The organism is Pseudomonas sp. TMW22089 (assembly GCF_022496645.1).
GTDB classification, from domain to species: domain Bacteria; phylum Pseudomonadota; class Gammaproteobacteria; order Pseudomonadales; family Pseudomonadaceae; genus Aquipseudomonas; species Aquipseudomonas paraversuta.
In genome coordinates this window covers 39,579-64,262 of the sequence record NZ_SCFG01000011.1, presented here as the reverse complement: position 1 = coordinate 64,262, position 24,684 = coordinate 39,579, and the positions used below count along the sequence as shown (strand labels likewise).

Here is a 24,684-nt window from a genome sequence, read left to right as displayed (position 1 = left end):
CGCAGCAATACACTTACGCGTCAGGTGCAACCTTGGCAGTCGCTTCGTTGTTTTCATAAATCAACAACGGCTTGGACTTACCTTCTATAACGCTTTCGTCGATCACCACTTTACTCACCTCGGACTGCGAGGGGATTTCAAACATGGTGTCGAGCAGAACGCTCTCCAGAATCGAACGCAAACCACGCGCACCAGTCTTGCGCTCAAGCGCACGCTTGGCCACGGCTTTCAAGGCATCAGCACGGAATTCGAGATCAACACCCTCCATCTCGAACAACTTTCCATACTGCTTGGTCAGCGCATTCTTCGGCTCGGTCAGAATCTGCATCAATGCAGCTTCATCCAGCTCATCCAGTGTCGCCAGAACAGGTAGACGGCCAACAAACTCCGGGATCAGACCGAACTTGACCAAATCATCAGGTTCTACTTCACGCAGGGACTCGCCAACCTTCTTGCCCTCTTCCTTGCTGCGTACTTCGGCACTGAAGCCGATGCCGCCGCGAGTAGAGCGTGCCTGAACAACCTTCTCCAGGCCCGAGAACGCACCGCCACAGATAAACAGGATGTTACGGGTATCAACCTGCAAGAATTCCTGCTGCGGATGCTTGCGACCGCCCTGAGGCGGTACGGAAGCCACAGTGCCTTCGATCAGTTTGAGCAAAGCCTGCTGCACGCCTTCACCGGAAACATCACGGGTGATGGACGGGTTGTCAGATTTGCGCGAAATCTTGTCGATTTCATCGATATAGACGATACCCATCTGGGCTTTTTCTACGTCGTAGTCGCACTTCTGCAGCAGCTTCTGAATGATGTTTTCCACATCTTCGCCTACGTAACCCGCCTCAGTCAGCGTGGTTGCATCAGCAATAGTGAAAGGTACATTCAGCAGACGAGCCAGGGTTTCGGCCAGCAAGGTTTTACCCGAGCCAGTAGGTCCGATCAGCAGAATGTTGCTCTTGCCGAGTTCGACGTCGTCATTTTTCTTGTCACGCTGGTTAAGGCGCTTGTAGTGGTTGTATACCGCTACGGCCAAAACCTTTTTGGCACGTTCCTGACCAATGACGTATTGATCAAGGATGCCGCTGATTTCTTTTGGCGAAGGTAATTTATGCGCACTGCTCTCGGCCTGGGCTTCCTGCACCTCCTCGCGGATGATGTCATTGCACAGGTCGACGCATTCGTCGCAGATAAAGACCGAGGGGCCGGCAATCAATTTGCGCACTTCATGCTGGCTTTTGCCACAGAAGGAGCAATAGAGCAATTTGCCGTTGTCCTCGCCGTTGCGGGTGTCAGTCATTCGATCGATCCAAATCCGATAGGCTTGCAACACAAGATGAAGGCAACTGCGGGCTTTTTCAAGCCCGCAGGAGGTCAGTTAATCCAACCGCCTTCATTTGTACTACTTAAGCGGGCATTTGACGCTTGCTGAACACAGAGTCGATCAAACCGTATTCGGTTGCACGCTCAGCGCTCATGAAGTTGTCACGTTCGGTGTCACGCTCGATGGTTTCGAGCGACTGACCGGTATGGTGGGCCAACAGCGAGTTCAAACGATGACGAATGTTGAGGATTTCCTTGGCATGGATGTCGATATCCGACGCCTGCCCCTGGAAACCGCCCAACGGCTGGTGAATCATCATCCGCGAGTTAGGCAGGCAATGACGCTTGCCCGGAGCACCGCCGGCCAACAGGAAAGCACCCATGCTGCACGCCTGACCGATACAGATGGTCGACACGTCTGGCTTGATGAACTGCATGGTGTCGTAGATCGACATCCCTGCTGTTACCGAGCCGCCCGGGGAGTTGATGTAGAGATGAATGTCCTTGTCCGGGTTTTCGGCTTCAAGGAAAAGCAGCTGCGCAGCAACCAGGTTCGCCATGTAGTCTTCGACAGGGCCTACCAGGAAGATGATCCGCTCCTTGAGGAGGCGCGAATAGATGTCGTAGGAGCGCTCGCCACGGGCAGACTGCTCAACAACCATCGGGACCAGGCCGCCAGCGGCCTGAATGTCAGAGTTCTGCTGAATATAAGAATTGCGGGACATGTCCGGCAGTCACTCCCAAATAGTCTTGTCTGGAATACGCATAAGCCAGCTCGAGGCTGGCTTATGGTTGTGTTTTCTAACGAGTCAGAATTCAGTCGGCTTGTGGAGCTTCCACCGGCTTAACTGCTTCTTCGTAAGAGACCGCTTTATCGGTCACCTTAGCCTTCTGCAGAACAGTATCCACAACTTGCTCTTCCAGCACAACCGAACGAACCTCGTTCAATTGCGCGTCATTTTTGTAGTACCAAGCAACAACCTGCTCAGGCTCCTGGTAAGCGGAAGCCATTTCCTGAATCATTTCGCGAACACGATCTTCGTCAGGCTTGAGGTCGAATTGCTTGACCACTTCAGCCACGATCAGACCCAGAACCACACGGCGATTGGCTTGTTCTTCGAACAGCTCGGCCGGCAGTTGGTCAGGCTTGATGTTGCCACCGAATTGCTGAACAGCCTGAACGCGCAGACGATCAACTTCGTTGGACAGCAGCGATTTTGGCACTTCGATCGGGTTGGCAGCCAACAGACCGTCCATTACCTGATTCTTGACCTTGGATTTGATCGCCTGACGCAGCTCACGCTCCATGTTCTTGCGAACTTCGGCGCGGAAACCTTCCAGACCTGTTTCCTTGATACCGAACTGGGCGAAGAACTCTTCGTTCAGCTCTGGCAGCTTAGGCTCGGAAACAGTGTTGACAGTAACGGTGAACTCGGCGGCTTTGCCAGCCAGGTCCAGGTTCTGATAGTCAGCAGGGAAAGTCAGGTTCAGAACGCGCTCTTCACCAGCTTTAGCGCCTACCAGGCCTTCTTCGAAGCCAGGAATCATACGGCCCGAACCCAGAACCAGCTGAGTACCCTTGGCGGAACCGCCAGCGAACTCTTCACCATCTACCTTGCCAACGAAATCAATGTTCAACTGATCTTCGTTCTGAGCAGCACGCTCAGTCAGCTCAAAACGGGTGTTCTGCTTGCGCAGCACGTCCAGCATTTTGTCCAGGTCGGCATCAGCCACTTCGGCGCTCAGGCGCTCGATAGCGATGGTGTCCAGACCGGTAACTTCGAATTCAGGGAATACTTCGAAGGTCGCAACGTATTCCAGATCCTTGCCTTTTTCGAAGACTTTAGGCTCTACCGAAGGTGCGCCAGCCGGGTTCAGCTTTTGCTCAACCACTGCTTCATAGAACGAAGCCTGGATCACGTTGCCCAGTGCTTCTTGACGCGCATCAGCTTCGTAACGCTGACGAATCACGCTCATTGGCACCTTGCCTGGACGGAAGCCCGGGATTTTGGCCTTTTGGGCGGTCTGCTGCAGACGCTTGTTGACTTCAGCCTCAATACGCTCAGATGGCACGCCAATGGTCATGCGACGCTCAAGAGCGGAAGTATTTTCAACAGAAACTTGCATGGATATTCCTCGTTGCACAGACATTAGCCGGCCGTTTCCGACCCCATAATCAAGGGCATGCATTCTAGTGGGTCAAACTCAAGAAGTCACCCTACCGCAATCGCGCACAGAAACAGCAGGCACATTATTAAGCGCAAGCAGTGATCTGCTTAAACACCCGAATACACAAAAATGCTTACATAGCCCCAACTCAGAGCCTCCTTCCTTATATATAGAAGAAGGCATCAAGCAAGAGCATGACAACACCCGCACCGACACACGGACGCAAGACAGGCATCATTCAGCAACACAATGCCGCCCGCCTGCCCCCTTCAAAAAAGCCGGAACGAAAAAAAACGCCAGATTATTAATCTGGCGTTTTCTAAATATGGGGTGGACGAAGGGGATCGAACCCTCGACAACGGGAGTCACAATCCCGTGCTCTACCAACTGAGCTACGCCCACCATATTGCATTTACAGCTCTATTTGCATCGCTACGAATGCGCATCAAAGCGCAGCTTCGTAAAAGAATAAAGCCGCTCTAGGCGGCTTTATTCATCAGCCTGGCGAACCCGATTCAGGCATCGCCAAACCTTATTTGGTGCGGACGGAGAGACTCGAACTCTCACACCTTGCGGCGCTGGAACCTAAATCCAGTGTGTCTACCAATTCCACCACATCCGCATTCAAACTTTTGAAGCAAAGACGCCAGACTATTAATCTGGCGCCTTTCTAAATATGGGGTGGACGAAGGGGATCGAACCCTCGACAACGGGAGTCACAATCCCGTGCTCTACCAACTGAGCTACGCCCACCATATTGCCTTTGTAACCCTACTTGTGCCAAAGCTGCCTAATGGCGCACCCGGCAGGACTCGAACCTGCGACCATCCGCTTAGAAGGCGGATGCTCTATCCAGCTGAGCTACGGGCGCCTTGTTAATCTGTATTCTGTGACGACTACAAACTAAGTGCTTTCAGTATCACCAAGCCAGACATCAACTTCGCTCTACCTTCTTAACCAGTGCTAGGCTGTGCCCGACAAGTGCGACGAATATTATAGGCGACCCCGAAAGCCGTCAACTCTTTTTTGAAAAAAGTTTAGAAATATAAAGGAGTTAGGGGAATAAGCAGACCAAGCGCCTTTGCCCTTACGTCACGGCATGCGAGAATGCACGTCCTTTTTCCACCCTTTACGATGGTTAATCACGCGTAATGACTGCACAACTAATCGACGGCAAAGCGATCGCCGCCAGCCTGCGCAAGCAGATTGCAAAACGTGTCGCCGAGCGTCACGAGCAAGGCCTGCGCACTCCCGGCCTGGCAGTGATTCTGGTCGGCAGCGATCCTGCCTCCCAGGTTTATGTTTCGCACAAGCGTAAAGACTGCGAAGAGGTAGGCTTTCTTTCACAAGCCTATGACCTGCCTTCGGACACCAGCCAGCAAGCACTGACCGACCTGATTGACCGTCTTAATGAAGACACGGATATCGACGGCATTCTGCTTCAGCTGCCACTGCCCGAGCATCTGGACGCCTCCAAGTTGCTGGAGCGCATTCGTCCGGACAAGGACGTAGACGGCTTCCACCCCTACAACGTCGGCCGTCTGGCCCAGCGCATCCCGCTACTGCGCCCCTGCACCCCTAAAGGCATCATGACCCTGCTGGAAAGCACCGGCCAGGACCTTTACGGAATGGACGCAGTAATCGTTGGTGCCTCCAACATCGTTGGTCGCCCGATGGCCATGGAACTGTTGCTGGCCGGCTGCACCGTAACGGTTACCCATCGTTTCACCAAGGACCTGGCCGGCCACGTAGGCCGTGCAGATCTGGTGGTCGTGGCTGCCGGCAAGCCGGGCCTGGTCAAAGGCGAATGGATCAAGGAAGGCGCGATCGTGATCGACGTCGGCATCAACCGTCAGGCTGATGGCAAGCTGGTAGGCGATGTGATTTACGAAACCGCCCTGCCCCGCGCCGGCTGGATTACACCGGTTCCTGGCGGCGTTGGCCCGATGACTCGCGCCTGCTTGCTGGAAAATACTTTGTACGCCGCCGAAACGCTGCACGCATAAGCCCCGGCATCGATACCAGCAACGGCACCTTCGGGTGCCGTTGTTATTGGTGCAGCCAAAACCCGGACAAACAAAAGCCCGCACTTGGCGGGCTTTCGTTCAAACAGCGATAAACCTAGTCAGCCAGGCGCCAGGTCGTACCGCCTTTACCATCTTCAAGCACAACACCCATGGCGGTGAGCTGATCACGAATCCGGTCCGATTCAGCCCAGTCCTTACCGGCACGAGCCGCCAGACGAGCCGCGATCAAGGCATCAACCTGGACCGCATCCACCCGACCTTCTGCGCCAGCCTGCAAGAAATCATCCGCCTCAAGCTGCAATACACCCAGCACATCAGCCAATTCTTTCAAGCGCGCAGCCAGGCCAGCCGCGGCCTGCAAATCGGTATCGCGCAAGCGGTTGATCTCGCGAACCATCTCGAACAGCACCGCGCAGGCTTCCGGAGTACCGAAGTCATCGTTCATCACCTGGGTAAAACGCTCAACGAACGCTTCACCACCGGCCGGCGCCACTTTTGGCAGCCCCTTGAGGGCGTGATAAAAGCGCTCAAGAGCCGCTTTCGCGTCCTTGAGGTTATCTTCGGAGTAATTGATCGAGCTGCGGTAGTGGCTGGACACCAACAAGTAACGCACCACTTCCGGGTGATATTTCTCCAGAACGTCGCGAATGGTGAAGAAGTTGTTCAAGGATTTGGACATCTTCTCGCCATTGATGCGAATCATCCCGCAATGCATCCAGGCATTGGCGTAGGTTTTACCCGTCGCCGCCTCACTTTGGGCGATTTCGTTCTCATGGTGCGGAAACTCAAGGTCGCTGCCGCCACCATGAATATCAAAGGTCTCGCCCAGGCAGCAGGTCGACATCACCGAGCACTCGATGTGCCAGCCCGGACGACCTGCACCCCACGGCGACTCCCAGCTCGGCTCGCCCGGCTTGACGCCCTTCCACAGCACGAAGTCCAGCGGATCGTCCTTGGCTTCGTCGACTTCAATACGTGCACCGATACGCAGATCTTCGATCTTCTTGCGCGACAGCTTGCCGTAGCCCATGAACTTGGCGACACGGTAATACACGTCGCCGTTGCCCGGGGCGTAGGCATAACCCTTGTCGATCAGGGTCTGGATCATCGCGTGCATGCCGGGGATATAATCCGTGGCACGCGGCTCCATGTCCGGCTTGCGGATATTGAGTCGCGCTTCGTCTTCATGCATTGCAGCGATCATGCGCGCGGTGAGCACCTCAAACGCTTCGCCGTTTTCACGGGCACGGTTGATGATCTTGTCTTCGATGTCGGTGATGTTGCGCACATAGGTCAAATCGTAACCGCTAAAACGCAACCAGCGTGTTACCAGGTCAAAAGCCACCATGCTGCGGCCGTGACCCAGATGGCAATAGTCGTACACGGTCATGCCGCACACGTACATGCGCACATTGTTGCCGTCCAGCGGCTTGAAAACTTCTTTGCTCTTGGTGAGCGTGTTGTAAATCGTTAGCACGATGGCTCCCTCAAAACTTGATCACTGACCCCAGGAATCACGCAAGGTCACAGTACGGTTGAATACCGGCTGGCCAGGTTTCGAGTCCTTGATATCTGCGCAGAAGTAACCTTCGCGCTCGAACTGGAAACGGTCTTCCGGCTGTGCGTTGCCCAGCGACGGCTCAGCACGACAACCCGTAAGAACCTGCAGCGAATCCGGGTTGATGTTTTCCAGGAAGCCCGCACCATCCTCAGCCTTTTCAGGGTTCGGCGAGCGGAACAGACGATCGTACAGACGCACTTCGCATTCGACGCTTGCAGCAGCCGGCACCCAATGCACAACACCCTTGACCTTGCGGCCTTCAGGGTTCTTGCCCAGCGTTTCGGGATCGTACGAGCAATGCAGTTCAACGATGTTGCCATCGGCGTCTTTAATCGCTTCGTCAGCACGAATCACATAGCTGCCGCGCAGGCGCACTTCACCGGCAGGCTCAAGGCGCTTGTAACCTTTTGGCGGCTCTTCCATAAAGTCGTCACGATCGATGTAAATCTCACGGGCGAATGGCAGCACTCGTACACCCATGTCTTCTTTAGGATGGCGAGGCAGCTCCAGGTTTTCGACCTGGCCTTGCGGGTAGTTGGTGATGATGACTTTCAATGGACGCAGCACACACATCGCGCGCGGAGCGCTGTGGTCCAGATCGTCACGAATGCTGAACTCCAGCATGCCGAAGTCAACCACGCCATCGGAGCGGTTGGTGCCAACCATGTCGCAGAAGTTGCGGATTGATTTGGGCGTGTAACCACGACGACGGAAACCCGAGAGGGTCGACATGCGCGGGTCATCCCAGCCATGTACGTGCTTTTCATCAACCAATTGCTTGAGCTTGCGCTTGCTGGTGATGGTGTAGTTCAGGTTCAGGCGCGAGAACTCGTACTGACGCGGCTTGCTCGGCACCGGCAGGTTGTCGAGGAACCATTCGTACAGAGGGCGATGACCTTCGAACTCCAGGGTGCAGATCGAATGGGTAATGCCTTCGATCGCATCCGACTGACCATGGGTGAAGTCATAGTTCGGATAAATGCACCACTTGTCACCGGTCTGATGGTGATGGGCATGACGAATGCGATACAGGATCGGATCGCGCAGGTTCATGTTCGGTGAAGCCATGTCGATCTTGGCCCGCAACACACGCTTGCCGTCTTCGAACTCGCCAGCCTTCATGCGGGCGAACAGGTCGATGTTTTCTTCGACGCTACGCTCACGAAACGGGCTGTTTTTGCCAGGCTCGGTCAAGCTGCCACGGTATTCCTTGGCCTGTTCAGGTGTCAGGTCGCAGACATAGGCCTTACCTTCCTTGATCAGGTAAACCGCCCACTCATGCAACTGATCGAAATATTGCGAGGCAAAGCGCACTTCACCCGACCACTCAAAGCCCAGCCACTTGACGTCACTTTCGATCGCATCAATGTATTCCTGGTCTTCTTTGGCCGGGTTGGTGTCGTCAAAACGCAAATGGGTGACGCCGCCAAATTCCTGAGCCAGCCCAAAGTTCACGCAAATGGACTTGGCGTGACCGATGTGCAGGTAGCCGTTGGGCTCAGGCGGGAAGCGGGTCACGATCTGTTTGCATTTACCCGAGTCAAGGTCCGCCTGCACGATGGGACGCAGGAAATTAGCCGGTACAGCAGGGCCAGCCTTAGGATTCAAAGTAGGGTCGACAGTGGGCTTGCTCATAGGATCCTTGAACGTAACAGGTGCGCGGCCTGGGTCGGCCGACTAAATCAAAGCGCCTATCATAGCCGATGCTGTCAAGTCCCTGACAGAGCAGGCGCTCAATCAACGCATTTGAAATAGCGCCTTTTAGCCCCCATATCGCAAAAACAGCATCGAAATGCCGTGCGGGCACGCTAAACTGCGCCGCGCGGCTGTATCTACCCAGCCAGCTTTTAGTCTCCGAGCCAATTGGCCGGACCAAAAAGCTCACCGAATTCATCTGATAGAGCGATAGCAATCATGTCCAAAGTAAAACTGACTACCAACCACGGCGACATCGTGATTGAGCTGAACGCTGAAAAGGCGCCGATCACCGTCGCCAACTTCATCGAGTACGTAAAAGCCGGTCACTACGAAAACACTGTGTTTCACCGTGTAATCGGTAACTTCATGGTTCAGGGCGGCGGTTTCGAACCTGGCATGAAAGAAAAGAAAGACAAGCGTCCAAGCATCAAGAACGAAGCGGACAACGGTCTGCCGAACGAGAAGTACACCGTGGCCATGGCTCGCACCATGGAGCCGCATTCGGCTTCCGCCCAGTTCTTCATCAACGTGGCTGACAACAGCTTCCTCAACCACACCGCACCGACCGCTCAAGGCTGGGGCTATGCAGTGTTCGGTAAAGTGGTTGAAGGTCAGGACGTGGTCGACAAGATCAAAGGTGTCAAAACCACTTCCAAAGCGGGCCATCAAGACGTGCCGGCTGAAGACGTGATTGTCGAGAAAGCAGAGATCATTGAGTGATACTGCTGATTTCAGATTTGCATCTGGAAGAGGAGCGCCCGGACATAACCCGGGCGTTTCTGGATTTCCTGACCGGGCGTGCGCGCTCGGCTCAGGCGCTGTACATCCTGGGTGATTTTTTCGAAGCCTGGATAGGCGACGATGCAATGACGCCCTACCAGCGCTCTATCTGTGAAGCGCTGCGAACACTGAGCGATAGCGGCACGCAGATTTTTCTGATGCACGGCAATCGCGACTTTTTGCTTGGCCAGGCCTTTTGTAAAGCGGCTGGCTGCACCCTGATCAAAGACCCCAGCGTTGTAGATTTCTACGGCGAACCGGTCTTGCTGATGCACGGCGACAGCCTGTGCACCCGCGACGAATCCTACATGCGCCTGCGGCGCTACCTGCGCAACCCCGTAATCATGTGGATTTTACGCCACCTGCCACTGGGCACCCGGCAAAAACTGGCGCGCAAGTTACGCAGCGAAAGCCGCGCCCAGACCCGCATGAAAGCCAACGACATCGTTGATGTGACCCCCGAAGAAGTACCGCTGATCATGGCCCGGCATGGCGTACGCACGCTGATTCATGGCCACACTCACCGCCCGGCCATTCACAAGCTGCAGATCGGCGAACATGCCGCCAAACGCATTGTGCTCGGCGACTGGGACAAACAGGGCTGGGCACTGCAGGTGGATGAGCAAGGCATGCAACTGGCGCCGTTTGATTTCGCCACCCCGCCTTTACTGCAACACAGCCAACAGTAGGATGGTGGGAGCCGGCTTGCCAGCGATGGCATCACCCGGCATCAGCCAGACCCCGGCGATATTATCGCCGGCAAGCCGGCTCCCACAGCCTTGCGGCTTTTACCGCATTAATGTCCGCTCGCCTCCGGCCCCGCCTTCGCGGCAAACGGCGGTTTGGCCAGCCACACCAGCAAGATCAGCCCCATGAACATCCAGCCCATCAACGTGAAGTAGTCCACAGTCGAGAGCATATAGGCCTGACTGGTCAGGACTTGATCCAGCTGGGCGTAAGCCTTGGTGCTCGCCCCGCCGAGATTCTCCAGCGCGTGCCGGGTGATGGGGTCATAGGTACTCATGCTTTCACTCATGTAGGCATGGTGCTGATCAGCACGACGAATCCAGATCCAGGTGGTCAGGGATGCCGCAAAACTCCCCCCCAGCGTTCGCAGGAACGTCGCCAGCCCGGCGCCATCGGCGATCTGATGTGGCGGTAAATCCGACATCAAAATGCTCAAGGTCGGCATAAAGAACAGCGCCACACCTATCCCCATAAACAGCTGCACCAGTGCCACATGCTGGAAGTCCACCTGGCTGGTGAAATCGGCCCGCATAAAGCAGCTCAGGCCAATGGCCAAAAAGGCCAGCCCCGCCAACAGGCGCAAATCGAATTTATGCGCGTACTTGCCCACAAACGGCGACATCAGTACCGGCAAGATACCGATCGGCGCCACGGCCAGACCGGCCCAGGTCGCGGTATAGCCCATCTGCGTCTGCAGCCATTGCGGCAAAATCAGGTTGATGCCGAAGAAGCCTGCATAGCCCAATACCAGCACGATGGTACCGATACGAAAGTTGCGATAGGCAAATAAACGCAAATTTACGATGGGGTGCTTGTCGGTCATTTCCCAAATGATAAAAGCCGCCAGCGCCACCACTGACAATGCAGTGCCCATAAGGATGAAATTGGATTCGAACCAGTCCAGATCATTGCCCTTGTCGAGCACTATCTGCAGCGCACCAACGCCAATGATCAGAGTTATAAGACCCACATAGTCCATCGGCTGACGGGTAATCACCACCGGACGCGCCTTGAGTTGCTGGCGAACCACCATCACGGCAAAGAAGCCGATCGGGATATTAATGAAGAAGATCCACGGCCAACTGTAACTGTCCGTGATCCAGCCACCCAATATGGGGCCCGCAATGGGCGCAACCACCGTGACCATCGCCAGCAATGCCAATGCCATCCCCCGTTTCGCAGGCGGATACACCGCAATCAGCAGGGTCTGGGTCATGGGATACAAGGGGCCGGCGACCAGGCCTTGCAACACCCGAAAGCCCACCAGTTCAGGCATCGAGGTTGAAATACCGCACAGGAACGAAGCCAGCACGAACAGAACCGTGGCCCACAGAAACAGCTTCACCTCACCAAAGCGCCGGCTCAGCCAGCCAGTCAACGGCAAGGCAATAGCGTTACTTACGGCAAATGAAGTAATTACCCACGTACCCTGCTCCGAACTCACCCCCAGGTTGCCGGAGATAGTGGGCAACGCCACGTTGGCGATGGTGGTATCGAGCACCTGCATAAAGGTCGCCAGCGACAGGCCAATGGTGGCAAGCACCAAGCTGGGCGGGGAAAAAGACGCGTTTGTACTCATCGCAAATCCTTTAAAACTCGGGCTGCAGCCCTGCCCGTGCGGCAGAGCTTATGGATTGGCGAATCAGCGTTGAGCCGCAGTGTTGCCCGTCAAGGCGCTGTTGCTGTCAATCAAGCGCGTAATCATGGCTTCGGCGTCCGCCAGCTGCTGCTCGTATACATTGGTGGTGAACGACGCTTTTTGCGGCGGCTGCTGGGCCAGCACCGGGCCACTCTGGTCACGCAGGTTCACATCGACCGTGGTCGACAAGCCGACCCGCAGTGGATGCTTTTCCAGCTCCTGGGCATTGATATGAATACGCACCGGCACCCGCTGCACGATCTTGATCCAGTTGCCGGTGGCGTTTTGCGCCGGCAAGAGGGCGAATGCGCTGCCGGTACCGGCACCGATACTGTCGATGCTGCCGCTGTACTTGACGTCACTGCCATAGATGTCCGACTCGATGTCCACCGGCTGCCCGATGCGCATCTTGTGCAACTGGGTTTCCTTGAAGTTGGCATCGATCCACAACTGATTCAGCGGAATGACGGCCATCAAGGCAGTACCCGGCTGAACCCGCTGCCCCAGCTGAACCGTACGTTTGGCCACATAACCGGTCACAGGAGCAATCAACGTGGAGCGGGCATTCGCCAGGTAGGCCTGACGCAACTGCGCTGCTGCAGCCTTCACATCGGGATGATCGGCAATCGTGGTGTTATCCACCAGTGCACTGGTGGTATCGAGCTTCTGCTCGGCATTGCGCAAGGCACTTTGGGCAGAGGCCAGATCATCCCGGGCGTGGGATAGTTCTTCCTGGGAAATCGCCCCGCCTGCGGCCAGACTTTTACGACGGTTGTAATTGTCCTGGGCTTTTTGCACCTCGACTTTTTGCGCCGAGACCTGGGCCTTCATGCCGTTCACATCACTGAACAGGCCGCGGACCTGACGCACGGTGCGGGCCAGATTGGCTTCGGCACTCTGCAGGCCAACCAGTGCATCGCTTGGGTCGAAGTTGAGCAGCACCTGCCCCTCATGAACCAGATCGCCATCATCGGCGCCAATACTCACCACCGTTCCGGTGACCAGCGGGGTGATCTCCACCACATTGCCGTTTACATAGGCGTCGTCCGTGCTCTCACTCCAGCGACCATAGAGCTCATGCCAGGCCCAGACGCCCAACGCGACCAGGATCACCAGAATCGCCAGCCCGCCGAGCCAGAGCTTGCGTTTGCGCTGATTGCCAGCGTCCTGGTTTTGTTGCGTTTCATTCGGTGTTTGCACAGTGGCCATGACGAGTACCTAAATTTATTCTGCCAGCGAGGCTTGAGTGGGAACGACCGCAGCCGTGTTGCCGGGCTCAAAGCCACCGCCCAGGGCTTGCATCAGTTGAATCGAAAGATCGATCTGCTCAGCATTCAGGTCCGCCAGCTGGCGCTGGGCCTGAAGCAGTTGTTGCTCAATGCTGAGGACATCAAGGTAATTGCCCACGCCCGATTCATAGCGCTGCAACCCGGTGTTGTAGGACTCTTGAGCAATATCCGCCGCACGCTGCTGCGCGCCGATTTGCAGCCCCATGGCTTTTAGCTGCTCCAGGGTATCGCTGACATCACCGAGTGCCGCCACCAGGGTCTTGTTGTACTGCGCCACGGCCAGATCGTAGTTGGCGTCTTCAGCATCCAGACCGGCACGCAGGCGCCCGCCATCAAAGATCGGCAGCGAAACCGCAGGTGCAATATTGAAGAAGCGGCTGGCCGAGCCGAACAGCGCATCCCCCAGCAACGACTGGGTACCCGCCGCCGCAGTCAAATTGAGGTTGGGATAAAAACGCGTTTTGGCGGCGGCAATGTTCTTGCTGGCAGCCTCTACCCGCCAGCGGGCAGCGACCAGATCGGGACGACGACCCAGCAGCTCGGCGGGCAAAGTGCTTGGCAACGCCACGGCACCGGGTGCCAGAATCTTCGGCCGGGCAATCTCGATGCCCCGGTCAGGCCCCTTGCCCAACAACACCGCCAACGCAATACGGGCGCTTTTGAGTTGTTTTTCGGCATTGATTACCTGCTCCTGGGAGCTGGCTTCAAGGCTTTCGGTTTGCTGGTACTGATAGTGACTGTCAATCCCGGCTTGCAGGCGCCGCTTGCTCAAGTCGAGCATTTGGCGAGTACGCGCCAGATCGTCATTGGCCAGATCACGCACGCTGTAGGCATGCCCCAGGCTGCTGTAAGCCCGCGCCACATCAGCAGCCAGAGTCAGGCTCGCGGCCTGGCCGTCGACCTCGGCGGCACGGGCTTCGCCCAGAGCGGCCTCCCAGGCATCACGCTGACCGCCCCACAGATCGAAGGTGTAATTGAACGTCAGATTGACGTCGCGCACCGTGTCATAAACACCGCCGCGACCGCTCGGATCCTGGGAGCGCGCCAGGCGCGAACGCGTAACGTCCGCCCCGGCATCCAGGGTCGGCATGCGTGCGGCATTGGCTGCACCGGCCGCTGCGCTCGCCTGGTGAGCCCGGGCACTGGCAATCTGCATATCAGGGCTGTCGCGCAATGCTTCCTGAATCAGGCCGTCGAGCTGCCCGTCGCCCAGGCGTTTCCACCAGTCCTTTTGCGGCCAGGCGGCAGGCGTGACGCTGACACCCTTGAGCGTCTGCGCTGCCTTGAGGCTTTTGGCTTCAAGGCTGGCACCCTCGGTGCCCAGGCCGCTATAGCTGGCGCAACCGGCCAACGCCATGCAGACAAATACCAGGCTCAGGCCTGTACGTAGCGTTTTGTTGCTCATTTTTCACCCAAGCGCATGACAGTGATCGGATCACCGGCCGCCAGCAGTATTTTTTTGAGGATCTGTTCCAGGCTCTGCAACTCTTGCGGGCTGATAGCAGCCGCCAACTGGTTCATGGCATCGGCGCCAACCTGCGGTAGCAAGGCCGCCAGTGCTTGCCCGTCATCGGTGAGTACCAGTCGCACCTGACGTCGGTCAGCCTCGGAGCGCTGGCGTATAAGCAGGTTTTTTTGCTCCAGCCGATCAAGCATGCGAGTCATCGAGCCGCTGTCCAGTGACAGGTGGCGGCAGAGTTCGGCCGGTGTATCGACGTCGAACTGGGCCATGATGATCAGCACTTTGAACTGCGCCGCGGTGATGCCGAAAGGCTCCATGTGGCGGTCAATGATGCGGTCTTTGAGCATGGCAGTACGCCCCAGGAGCAAACCCAGGGTGCAATTTTGAAAAGTATCGGGATGGAAATGCTTCATCAGGAAGCTGCCCAGGCAGTAATGTTTCTAAATGTTACTGCCTAGGCAGCTAATGTCAAGCCGACTATTAGCCGGCTATCTATTTGCCTGTCTGAATGTGCGTAGCCGCTGACGCAGGGAGGAGGCTTATGCCTGGGCTGGCACGCCGCTATGGAAACGGAACTCAACATCCGGCGACTCGATCAGTTCCTGCTCGGCCGCCCGCACCCGTTCGATGACCTGGGCAATATCCTTGGCATCGCCGTATTGATAGGCGAGCTTCAAGTAGCCCTGGAAGTGTCGCGCTTCGCTTTTGAGCAGACCGAAGTAGAACTTGCCGAGTTCTTCATCCAGATGCGGCACCAGGGCTTCGAATCGCTCACAGCTGCGCGCTTCGATAAAGGCCCCCACCACCAGGGTATCCACCAGCTTCACCGGTTCGTGATTGCGCACTACCTTGCGCAGCCCTGAGGCATAGCGCCCGGCCGACAGCTGACGCAGTTCGATCTTGCGCTTTTTCATCAGGCGCATGACTTGCTCGTGGTGAACCAGTTCTTCACGGGCCAGACGCGACATCATGTTGATCAGATCGACGTGGGAATGGTACTTGGCGATCAGGCTCAACGCGGTGCTGGCTGCCTTGAACTCGCAATTCTTGTGGTCGATCAGCAAGGTTTCCTGATCCGCCAGGGCAGCCGCAATCCAGCCGTCAGGGGTACGACAGCCCAAAAACTCATGAATTTCTGGAAGAATCACGGGCGCGCTCCCGAACATGGGGGGGTGCACAGCAGACCGGCAGTGTTTTGAAAAATCGCTGACATGTGGCTCACAAAGACTGGATTGAGGCGAGGGCCGCTGATTATACGGGCCCCGCGTCGCAGCACCAGCCGCACGACTTGATATGTATCAACACGGCTACAACTGACGAGCAACTATAGTGACTTCAAATCGCCTGAAAACATTTGGAGCTACCGGTCATGCAAACCATACGCAGCCTTTTGGTCGTCATCGAACCCCAATTGATGGAAAGCCTCTCCCTCAAGCGTGCCAAGGAAATCGCCAACAGCACCAAGGCGCACTTGCACCTGTTGATTTGCGATAAGGAAAATGACCATTCAGCCTTGCTCAGCGTGTTGCAAAGCAGCCTGGCGAGCGAGGCTTACAGCGTAACGAGCAACCAGACCTGGTACGAAAACCAGCACACCACCATCATCAAGGAGCAGCAAGCCAGGGGCTGTGCGCTGGTGATCAAGCAGCACGCTCCCGATTCCATGCTGAAAAAACTGCTGCTCACGCCGGAAGACTGGAAATTGCTGCGCGATTGCCCGTGCCCGGTATTGATGGTCAAACACGCCAGAAGCTGGAGCGGCGGCGTGGTGCTGGCGGCAGTGGATGTGGGCTGCAGCGATGACGAACACATGGTTTTGCACAAAACCATTATCGACCAGGGTTTTCGTGTCGCCAGCCTCGCCCACGGCCAGCTGCACGTGGTCAGCGCCCATCCAGCACCCATGCTGGCAGCAGTCGATGCGGTCTACCCCGTGGACACCCAGTACGAAGCCAGCTACAGAGCGGCCTGCAAAGAGTTCCAGAACCAGTACGAAATCGACGACAGTCGCCTGCACATCAATGAAGGGCCGGCGGACATCATCATTCAACAGGTCGCCAAAAAGCTCGATGCAGTGGTAACAGTCATCGGCACCGTAGCCCGTACCGGACTGTCCGGGGCGCTGATCGGCAATACCGCAGAAGTGGTGATCGACAAGCTTGAATGCGACATTCTGGTGCTCAAGCCCGATGACATCATCCAGCACCTGGAGCAAAAAGCGGCCAAGGCCTGATCCTCATGGCTACAACCTCACCACTGCAGGAGCCTGCCGGCGATGGCTGCATCGCTGGCAGGCCAGCACCTACAAGATCGCATCCTTGAGAAAGCCGGGCGCGATATAGCGCTCGTAGTGCGCTTCGGAAAGCAGGAAGAATTCCCGATCAATGGCGTCGCGCAACTCGGGCAGACCCCAGTCGCGAAACTCCGGCAACAGCACCATGCCGTACATCTCCAGCTGATTGATCACCCGCGCCCCCCGGGCAATCAACTGGTAGGCCCAGCAATATTCCGACTGATGCGGCACAAAACGGATCTTGCGGGCCACCAGCTGAGCGCGCAACGCAGCCGGGTCGAAAACCTCCACCTTACCCGTCATCACCTGCACCAACAGTTGCTCAAGGCGTAGCCAGACCGCACGTTTGGCCTGTTCGTCATAGCCGTTCCAGTTGATCACTTCGTGATGGAAACGCTTGCAACCGCGGCACACAAGGTCGCCGTAAACCGTAGAGCAGAGGCCGATGCAGGGAGTCTTGATGGTTTGATTGGACATGGCGAAATAGAGCACTGCAGAGCGAAACAGGTGCACATGTTAGCCCTTTGTCTAACGCAGATCACCCCTCAACCTTCAGGGGCTAACTTACCTTTAACAATTTTTTACCGTAGAATCGGCCTGCCTTTTAAGGCGCCAATGTCCGTTAGAAGCTGTTTTCAAAGCGTCACGAGCACAGTTGATCCCGAAGAACGGTGTTGGTGTGGGGTGTTTGCACTGCAAATGCCCGCATCAACATTCATCACCCTCCCCGTTCGGAAGGCGTAAAACTTTGAAAACAGCTTCTGTTGGGAATCCTTGAACTCTGGCTAAGCGGCTCAAAAAGCCCCGCAGCGCATGGGTGCTCGGCATTCCTGGATGAGCGTCCCGGACACCCATTTGGGACCAATGATGAGGGTAATAACTGTGCTTGAAGCCTACCGCAAACATATCGAAGAGCGTGCAGCCCTGGGTATCGTTCCCCAGCCGCTTAACGCCGAACAAACCGCAGGCCTGGTCGAGCTGCTGAAAAACCCGCCTGCAGGCGAAGAAGCATTCCTCGTCGACCTGATCACCAACCGTATTCCACCTGGTGTTGACGAAGCCGCCTACGTGAAGGCCGGCTTCCTGTCCGCCATCGCCAAAGGTGAAGCGACTTCCCCGCTGATCGACAAAAAACGCGCTGTTGAACTGCTCGGCACCATGCAAGGCGGCTACAACATCGTGACTCTGGTCGAGATGCTGGACGATGCAGAGCTGGCACCGGTTGCCGCCGAGCAACTCAAGCACACCCTGCTGATGTTTGACGCCTTCCACGACGTCGCTGAAAAAGCCAAAAACGGCAATGTCCACGCCAAAGCCGTGGTGCAGTCCTGGGCTGACGGCGAGTGGTTCAAGAACCGCCCTACCCTGGCTGACAAAATCAGCCTGCGCGTATTCAAGGTTACCGGCGAAACCAACACCGACGACCTGTCGCCGGCACCGGACGCCTGGTCACGCCCAGATATCCCGCTGCACGCCCTGGCCATGCTGAAAATGGCTCGCGACGGCATCGTGCCGGACGTGCAGGGCTCCATCGGTCCGATGAAGCAAATTGAAGAAATGCGTAACGCCGGCTTCCCTATCGCTTACGTCGGCGACGTAGTCGGTACCGGTTCTTCGCGTAAATCGGCAACCAACTCCGTACTCTGGTTCTTCGGCGACGACGTTCCTTACGTGCCGAACAAGCGTGCCGGTGGTTTCTGCTTCGGCAGCAAAATCGCTCCGATCTTCTACAACACCATGGAAGATGCTGGCGCACTGCCAATCGAATTCGATGTCAGCAACATCAACATGGGCGACGTGATCGACCTGTACCCGCACGCCGGCAAGGTTTGCAAACACGGTACCGACGAAGTCATCACCACCTTCGAAATGAAGACCCCGGTTCTGCTGGACGAAGTTCGCGCTGGCGGCCGTATCCCGTTGATCATCGGCCGTGGCCTGACCGAGAAGGCCCGCGCCGAACTGGGTCTGGGTCCATCCGACCTGTTCAAAAAGCCGGAAGCGCCTGTTGAAAGCACCAAGGGTTTCACCCTGGCGCAAAAAATGGTCGGCAAGGCTTGCGGCGTGACCGGCGTTCGCCCGGGCACTTACTGCGAACCGAAGATGACCACCGTAGGTTCTCAGGACACCACCGGTCCAATGACCCGTGACGAACTGAAAGACCTGGCGTGCCTGGGCTTCTCGGCCGATCTGGTCATGCAGTCGTTCTGCCACACCGCGGCCTATCCAAAGCCGATCGACGTGACCACGCACCACACCCTGCCAGACTTCATGATGACCCGCGGCGGTGTTTCCCTGCGTCCGGGCGACGGCATCATCCACAGCTGGCTGAACCGTATGCTGCTGCCGGATACCGTCGGCACTGGCGGCGACTCCCACACCCGTTTCCCGATGGGCATTTCGTTCCCGGCCGGTTCCGGCCTGGTGGCCTTTGCCGCAGCCACTGGCGTAATGCCACTGGATATGCCGGAATCGATTCTGGTTCGCTTCAAAGGCGAAATGCAGCCAGGCATCACCCTGCGTGACCTGGTTCATGCCATTCCTTACGTCGCTATCCAGAAGGGTCTGCTGACGGTAGAGAAAAAAGGCAAGGTCAACGAATTCTCCGGTCGCATCCTGGAAATCGAAGGCCTGGACAACCTGAGCATCGAGCAAGCGTTCGAACTGTCCGACGCCTCGGCAGAACGTTCGGCTGCTGGCTGCACCATCAAGCTGTCCAAAGAATCCATCACCGAATACCTGAACTCCAACATCACCCTGCTGCGCTGGATGATCGGTGAAGGTTACGGCGACGCCCGTACCCTTGAGCGTCGTGCTCAAGCGATGGAAGCCTGGGTTGCCAACCCTGAGCTGATGGAAGCCGATGCTGACGCCGAATACGCTGAAGTCATCGAAATCGATCTGGCTGATATCAAGGAGCCTGTGCTCTGCGCGCCAAACGACCCGGATGATGCACGCCTGTTGTCCAGCGTTGCCGGCGAGAAAATCGACGAAGTGTTCATCGGTTCGTGCATGACCAACATCGGCCACTTCCGCGCTGCGGGCAAGTTGCTGGACAAGGTCAAAGGTCAGCTGCCAACCCGTCTGTGGCTGTCGCCGCCGACCAAGATGGACGCTCACCAGCTGACCGAAGAAGGCTACTACGGCATCTTCGGCAAAGCCGGCGCGCGCATGGAAATGCCAGGTTGCTCGCTGTGCATGGGTAACCAGGCACGGGTTGAACCGAACTCCACCGTGGTATCGACTTCGACCCGTAACTTCCCGAACCGTCTGGGCGACGGCGCGAACGTTTACCTGGCCTCGGCCGAGTTGGCGTCGGTAGCCTCGATCCTGGGTCGCCTGCCTACCGTAGAGGAATACATGGTCTACGCGGCAGAGATCAACACCATGGCGGCGGACGTGTACCGCTACCTGAGCTTTGATCAGATCGCCGAATTCCGTGAAGCGGCAGCCACTGCCAATATCCCGGTTATTCAAGCGTAAGCTGATGCAGTAACGAAAAAGCCCCGGCTCTTGTGAGCCGGGGCTTTTTTATGTGCGGGATAAAAGCTCTAAAGCAGTGGCGCGACGATTTGCTGCTCCCGCGGCCAGGCATCCAGTACGGCCTTGAACAGGGTCGCCAGCGGTATAGCGAAGAACACCCCCCAGAACCCCCACAACCCGCCAAACAACAGCACCGCGCAAATGATTGCCACCGGGTGCAAGCTCACTGCCTCGGAGAACAGCAAGGGCACCAGCACATTGCCATCCAGGGTCTGAATGATGCCGTAGACCGCCATCAGATAGATGAACTGGTCACTCCAGCCCCACTGAAACAACGCAATCAGCAGCACCGGAACCGTCACAACCACTGCCCCCACATACGGCACCACCACCGAGACGCCCACCAACAGCGCCAGCAGCGCCGCGTAGTTCAGGCCCATGGTGACAAATGCGATGTAGGTCACACCGCCGCAAATAATGATCTCGATGACTTTGCCGCGAATGTAATTGGCAATCTGGCGGTTCATTTCTTGTGCGACACGGGTAATCAACGCCCGCTCACGAGGCAAATAACCACGCACCCAACGGCCGATCAGCGCCCGGTCTTTAAGGAAGAAGAACACCAGAATCGGCACCAGCACCAGATAGATCATGATGTTGACCAACAACGGCAAACTGGACAGGGAAAAGGTCAGTGCCAGCTGCCCGAATTTGCCGATTTCACCGCGGGCGACTTCAATGGCCTGCAGCACTTGCTCATCCGACACCAGATGGGGATAGCGCTCCGGCAACAGCAACAACAGTGACTGCCACTTGGCCAGCATGCCCGGCAGCTCGTTGAACAGCGTGATCAACTGATGCCAGAGCAACGGCAGCACTACTACGATAAACACCAGCAGTAACCCCATGAACAGCGCAAATACCAGGCCGACCGCTGCGGCAGCCGGCACCCGCAGCCGCTCCAGAGCCACCACCAGCCCCTGCATCAGGTACGCCAGCACCATGCCTGCCAGTACCGGCGCCAGCATGCCGCCCAAGGTCAGCACGGCGGTAAAGGCCAGCACCAGCAACACCGCCAGCACCACCGCCTCTTCATCAGAGAAATAGCGCTGAACCCAATCACGCAACACTTTGAACATCGATATTCCTTAGAAGAAGGCCCGCATCTCAGGCCTTGCGTAACCAGTAGCAATAGGTGCCGGCATCATTCTCTTCACGCAGCAGTTCATGGCCTGCCAAACGTGCAAAGGTCCGAAAATCTCGCTGCGAACCGGCGTCCGTGGCGATCACTTTGAGGGTCTGACCACTGACCAGGCGATTAAGCTCCAGCTTGGCCTTGAGCAGAGGCAACGGGCAGTTCAGGCCACTGGCATCCACCAGCGCATCATGCGCCAACGCATCAGTCATTACGTGCTCCTTCAGAGTCGGCATTTTGCGGCCGGTTAGAATACCCCAAGCGGACCCGCTACTGGTCGCCAGACACGTGTGCGGCTACAGTAAGCGCTTTACCGACCAGAGCTTTGTGCATGACTTTTCTGCGCCCGACCCTATTGACGCTCGCTTGCCTGCTCGCATCACCGAGTTTTGCCGACGATTTACCGTCTCTGGGTGACGCCAGTTCGTCCATCGTCTCCCCCCAACAAGAATACCAACTGGGTCGCGCCTGGCTGAGCATGCTGCGCGGCCAGGTGGCGCAACTCAACGATCCGCAGCTCAAGGACTACGTCGAAACCAGCGTCTACAAACTGGTCGAAACCAGCCAGGTACAAGACCGGCGTCTGGAATTCATTCTGATCGACAGCCCGCAGCTCAACGCCTTTGCCGCGCCCGGGGGGATCATCGGCGTCAATGGCGGCCTGTTCCTCAACGCGCAAACCGAAGGTGAATATGCCTCGGTGATGGCTCACGAACTGGCTCACTTGTCGCAACGCCACTTCGCCCGGGGCGTAGAAGCCCAGCAGCGCATGCAGCTGCCGATGATGGCGGCCTTGCTCGCAGGGATCATCGTCGCGGCCTCTGGTGCAGGCGATGCCGGGATCGCCGCCATTGCCGGGAGCCAGGCTGCCGCGTTACAGGAACAGCGCCGCTTCTCGCGACAAAATGAACAAGAGGCCGACCGCATCGGCATCCTCAATCTGGAAAAAGCCGGCTACGACCCGCGCTCGATGCCGACCATGTTTGAACGCCTGATGCGCCAGTACCGCTTTGACGCCAAACCGCCGGAATTCCTGCTGACTCACCCGGTGACCGAGTCGCGTATCGCCGACACCCGTAACCGCGCCGAACAGGCAAGGGCCGGTGGCACCGAAGACAGTTTGCGCTACCAGCTGATTCGCGCCCGCGTGCAGCTCAACTACGAAGAAACACCGGGTATTGCCGCCAAGCGCTTTCGCCAGCAACTGGATGAAAACCCGAAAAACGATGTGGCGCGTTATGGCCTGGCAATAGCCCAGATCAAGGGCAGCCAGTTCAACGAAGCGCGAGAAAACCTCAAGCCGCTGCTGGACAAGGCACCAAACGACATCACATACAACCTGGCGCAGATTGAGCTGGACACCGACAGCAACCGCCTGGCGGAAGCCCAGCAACGGGTCGATCGAATGCGCACCCTGTATCCGGGCAACTACCCGCTCAATCAGGCCAGGGTCGATCTGTTGCTCAAGCAAAACCGCCCGGCCGATGCCGACAAGGCGCTGGAAGCATTGCTCAAGAGCCGTCCGGATGACCCGGATGTGTGGTACTCGGTCGCCGAAACCCGGGGGTTATCGGGCAACATCATTGGCCTGCATCAGGCCCGCGCCGAGTATTTCGCTCTGGTCGGTGATTTCCGCCAGGCCATACAACAGCTGGATTTCGCACAAAAGCTCACCAACAACTTCCAGCTGTCATCGCGCCTGGATGCCCGCAAGCGCGAGCTGATGGATCAGGAACGTGCGCTCAAGGACATGATGAACTAACCCGCCCCACCCCTGTAGGAGCGAGCTTGCTCGCGAGCTCTATTCTCGCGAGCACCTCGTTGGTACATAGGGAAAAGCTCGCGAGCAAGCTCGCTCCTACGGTTTGTTTAGTCGTTATCAGGCATTGCCCGCCAGTTTCAAACGCGCGGCCTGGGTGAAATCCAGCATGCGTTTAAGCGGACGAATGGCCTGAGGCACCAGCGCCGGATCGACAAAGATCTCATTGCTCCCCTGCTGCAGGCACTCAAGGGTGCGCTCCAGGGTGTTCATCGCCATCCACGGGCAGTGAGCGCAACTGCGGCACGCGGCACCGTTACCTGCGGTAGGGGCTTCAATAAACACCTTGTCCGGGCACAGCTGCTGCATTTTGTAAAAAATGCCGCGATCGGTGGCCACGATAAAGGTTTTGTTCGGCAGGTTTTGCGCCGCCGCGATCAGTTGGCTGGTAGAACCTACCGCGTCAGCCAGATCAATCACCGACTCCGGTGACTCCGGATGCACCAGAATGGCCGCATCGGGATACAGCGCCTTCATGTCTTCCAGCTGCTTGGACTTGAACTCTTCGTGGACGATACAAGCGCCGTCCCACAGCAACATGTCGGCTCCGGTCTGGCGCTGAATGTAACGCCCGAGATGCTTGTCCGGCCCCCAAATGATCGTCTCGCCGTTGTCCATCAGGCTTTCGACGATTTCCAGTGCGCAGCTGGAGGTCACCACCCAGTCAGCCCGGGCCTTGACTGCCGCCGACGTGTTGGCATAAACCACCACGGTGCGCTCGGGATGCTTGTCGCAAAAGGCCGAAAACTCTTCAACCGGGCACCCCAGATCCAGCGAACAGGTCGCCTCCAGCGTGGGCATCAGCACGCGTTTTTCCGGGGTTAGGATTTTGGCTGTCTCGCCCATAAAGCGCACGCCGGCCACCAGAATGGTTTTGGCAGGATGGGCAGCACCAAAACGGGCCATCTCAAGGGAGTCGGACACACAACCACCGGTTTCTTCGGCCAGGGCCTGAATGACCGGATCACAATAAAAATGCGCCACCAACACCGCGTCGCGGGCTTTAAGCTCAGCCGCGATCTGTGCCCGCAGGCCCTGTGCTTGAGCCTCGGTCAAAGGCTTGGGCTGCCTGGCATCGAGGTGGGCTTGAACCAGAAGTCGTTCAGAAATTTGCGTCATGTTCGCAAGACCTGCAAGCGCTAGTGCGCGAAAGTCGAGTGTACCACCAGCTCTGGACCCTTCGAGTCCCGCTGGGAGAATGT

The 24,684-nt window shown here is 57.1% G+C and carries 20 protein-coding genes and 4 tRNA genes; 6 read left to right on the top strand and 18 right to left on the bottom strand.

Annotated features, from left to right (window positions below; translation table 11 throughout):
- Positions 1 to 13 precede the first annotated feature (13 nt).
- The 7 genes from clpX to EQV90_RS12805 all read right to left on the bottom strand — a co-directional run bounded on the left by clpX (position 14) and on the right by EQV90_RS12805 (position 4,360).
- Positions 14 to 1,297: an ATP-dependent Clp protease ATP-binding subunit ClpX gene (clpX, locus tag EQV90_RS12835; RefSeq protein WP_003441365.1), complete on the bottom strand. Its 1,284-nt coding sequence runs from the start codon at positions 1,295 to 1,297 to the stop codon at positions 14 to 16.
- A gap of 106 nt (positions 1,298 to 1,403) precedes the next feature.
- Positions 1,404 to 2,045 (bottom strand): ATP-dependent Clp endopeptidase proteolytic subunit ClpP, encoded by a 642-nt coding sequence (gene clpP, locus EQV90_RS12830; protein WP_003441363.1) that lies wholly within the window; start codon positions 2,043 to 2,045, stop codon positions 1,404 to 1,406.
- Positions 2,046 to 2,136: 91 nt separating this feature from the next.
- Positions 2,137 to 3,447, bottom strand: coding sequence for a trigger factor (tig, locus tag EQV90_RS12825; RefSeq protein WP_003441361.1), 1,311 nt, complete (start codon positions 3,445 to 3,447; stop codon positions 2,137 to 2,139).
- A 368-nt stretch (positions 3,448 to 3,815) separates the two neighbouring features.
- Positions 3,816 to 3,891, bottom strand: a tRNA-His gene (locus tag EQV90_RS12820).
- 135 nt (positions 3,892 to 4,026) lie between these two features.
- Positions 4,027 to 4,111: transfer RNA gene (locus EQV90_RS12815), tRNA-Leu, on the bottom strand.
- Between the two features lie 55 nt (positions 4,112 to 4,166).
- Positions 4,167 to 4,242: transfer RNA gene (locus tag EQV90_RS12810), tRNA-His, on the bottom strand.
- Positions 4,243 to 4,283: 41 nt separating this feature from the next.
- A tRNA-Arg gene (locus EQV90_RS12805) sits at positions 4,284 to 4,360 on the bottom strand.
- A gap of 280 nt (positions 4,361 to 4,640) precedes the next feature.
- On the opposite strand from EQV90_RS12805, the gene folD reads away from it, so the two are divergent.
- Positions 4,641 to 5,495 (top strand): bifunctional methylenetetrahydrofolate dehydrogenase/methenyltetrahydrofolate cyclohydrolase FolD, encoded by an 855-nt coding sequence (gene folD, locus EQV90_RS12800; protein WP_003441360.1) that lies wholly within the window; start codon positions 4,641 to 4,643, stop codon positions 5,493 to 5,495.
- Positions 5,496 to 5,610: 115 nt separating this feature from the next.
- Here folD and cysS read toward each other — a convergent pair whose 3' ends face one another.
- Together cysS and EQV90_RS12790 are read right to left on the bottom strand one after the other, a co-directional pair.
- Complete coding sequence (cysS, locus tag EQV90_RS12795) at positions 5,611 to 6,993, bottom strand: cysteine--tRNA ligase (protein ID WP_003441358.1); 1,383 nt, start codon at positions 6,991 to 6,993, stop codon at positions 5,611 to 5,613.
- A gap of 21 nt (positions 6,994 to 7,014) precedes the next feature.
- A complete protein-coding gene (locus EQV90_RS12790; protein WP_003441356.1) occupies positions 7,015 to 8,712 on the bottom strand; it encodes a glutamine--tRNA ligase/YqeY domain fusion protein in 1,698 nt (565 codons plus the stop codon).
- A 279-nt stretch (positions 8,713 to 8,991) separates the two neighbouring features.
- Here EQV90_RS12790 and EQV90_RS12785 point away from each other — a divergent pair, with 279 nt between their 5' ends.
- A complete protein-coding gene (locus EQV90_RS12785) occupies positions 8,992 to 9,495 on the top strand; it encodes a peptidylprolyl isomerase (protein ID WP_003441354.1) in 504 nt (167 codons plus the stop codon).
- Positions 9,492 to 10,244 carry a UDP-2,3-diacylglucosamine diphosphatase gene (gene lpxH / locus EQV90_RS12780; protein ID WP_003441352.1) on the top strand — a complete coding sequence of 251 codons (753 nt, stop codon included), beginning with the start codon at positions 9,492 to 9,494 and terminating at the stop codon, positions 10,242 to 10,244. Before EQV90_RS12785 ends, lpxH begins: the two co-directional genes overlap by 4 nt.
- A 107-nt stretch (positions 10,245 to 10,351) precedes the next feature.
- On the opposite strand, the gene EQV90_RS12775 is transcribed toward lpxH, so the two are convergent.
- From EQV90_RS12775 to miaE, 5 genes are all read right to left on the bottom strand, one after another.
- On the bottom strand, positions 10,352 to 11,881 hold the full coding sequence (locus EQV90_RS12775) for a DHA2 family efflux MFS transporter permease subunit (protein WP_060781813.1): 1,530 nt from the start codon (positions 11,879 to 11,881) through the stop codon (positions 10,352 to 10,354).
- A 63-nt stretch (positions 11,882 to 11,944) separates the two neighbouring features.
- Entirely contained in the window at positions 11,945 to 13,150 is a 1,206-nt protein-coding gene (locus EQV90_RS12770; protein WP_003441348.1) for an HlyD family efflux transporter periplasmic adaptor subunit, read from the bottom strand.
- A 15-nt stretch (positions 13,151 to 13,165) separates the two neighbouring features.
- Positions 13,166 to 14,635, bottom strand: coding sequence for an efflux transporter outer membrane subunit (locus EQV90_RS12765; RefSeq protein WP_240878174.1), 1,470 nt, complete (start codon positions 14,633 to 14,635; stop codon positions 13,166 to 13,168).
- On the bottom strand, positions 14,632 to 15,105 hold the full coding sequence (locus tag EQV90_RS12760) for a MarR family transcriptional regulator (protein WP_003441345.1): 474 nt from the start codon (positions 15,103 to 15,105) through the stop codon (positions 14,632 to 14,634). Before EQV90_RS12760 ends, EQV90_RS12765 begins: the two co-directional genes overlap by 4 nt.
- A gap of 126 nt (positions 15,106 to 15,231) precedes the next feature.
- The gene (miaE, locus tag EQV90_RS12755; protein WP_003441343.1) at positions 15,232 to 15,840 is read right to left on the bottom strand and encodes a tRNA isopentenyl-2-thiomethyl-A-37 hydroxylase MiaE; all 609 of its coding nucleotides are present in this window, start codon (positions 15,838 to 15,840) and stop codon (positions 15,232 to 15,234) included.
- 221 nt (positions 15,841 to 16,061) lie between these two features.
- Between miaE and EQV90_RS12750 the strand changes: the two genes are divergently transcribed.
- The gene (locus EQV90_RS12750) at positions 16,062 to 16,925 is read left to right on the top strand and encodes a universal stress protein (protein WP_003441340.1); all 864 of its coding nucleotides are present in this window, start codon (positions 16,062 to 16,064) and stop codon (positions 16,923 to 16,925) included.
- A 69-nt stretch (positions 16,926 to 16,994) separates the two neighbouring features.
- Here EQV90_RS12750 and EQV90_RS12745 read toward each other — a convergent pair whose 3' ends face one another.
- Positions 16,995 to 17,462 carry a DUF1289 domain-containing protein gene (locus EQV90_RS12745; RefSeq protein ID WP_003441338.1) on the bottom strand — a complete coding sequence of 156 codons (468 nt, stop codon included), beginning with the start codon at positions 17,460 to 17,462 and terminating at the stop codon, positions 16,995 to 16,997.
- A 405-nt stretch (positions 17,463 to 17,867) separates the two neighbouring features.
- Here EQV90_RS12745 and acnB point away from each other — a divergent pair, with 405 nt between their 5' ends.
- Positions 17,868 to 20,468: a bifunctional aconitate hydratase 2/2-methylisocitrate dehydratase gene (gene acnB, locus EQV90_RS12740; RefSeq protein ID WP_003441336.1), complete on the top strand. Its 2,601-nt coding sequence runs from the start codon at positions 17,868 to 17,870 to the stop codon at positions 20,466 to 20,468.
- Between the two features lie 68 nt (positions 20,469 to 20,536).
- On the opposite strand, the gene EQV90_RS12735 is transcribed toward acnB, so the two are convergent.
- Both EQV90_RS12735 and EQV90_RS12730 read right to left on the bottom strand, forming a co-directional pair.
- Positions 20,537 to 21,607: an AI-2E family transporter gene (locus EQV90_RS12735; protein ID WP_003441333.1), complete on the bottom strand. Its 1,071-nt coding sequence runs from the start codon at positions 21,605 to 21,607 to the stop codon at positions 20,537 to 20,539.
- Positions 21,608 to 21,635: 28 nt separating this feature from the next.
- Positions 21,636 to 21,875, bottom strand: a complete 240-nt coding sequence (locus EQV90_RS12730) for a sulfurtransferase TusA family protein (protein WP_003441329.1) — start codon at positions 21,873 to 21,875, stop codon at positions 21,636 to 21,638.
- A gap of 119 nt (positions 21,876 to 21,994) precedes the next feature.
- Here EQV90_RS12730 and EQV90_RS12725 point away from each other — a divergent pair, with 119 nt between their 5' ends.
- On the top strand, positions 21,995 to 23,425 hold the full coding sequence (locus EQV90_RS12725; protein WP_010655844.1) for a M48 family metalloprotease: 1,431 nt from the start codon (positions 21,995 to 21,997) through the stop codon (positions 23,423 to 23,425).
- A 117-nt stretch (positions 23,426 to 23,542) separates the two neighbouring features.
- On the opposite strand, the gene nadA is transcribed toward EQV90_RS12725, so the two are convergent.
- Complete coding sequence (gene nadA, locus EQV90_RS12720) at positions 23,543 to 24,601, bottom strand: quinolinate synthase NadA (protein WP_003441323.1); 1,059 nt, start codon at positions 24,599 to 24,601, stop codon at positions 23,543 to 23,545.
- Positions 24,602 to 24,684: the final 83 nt, after the last annotated feature.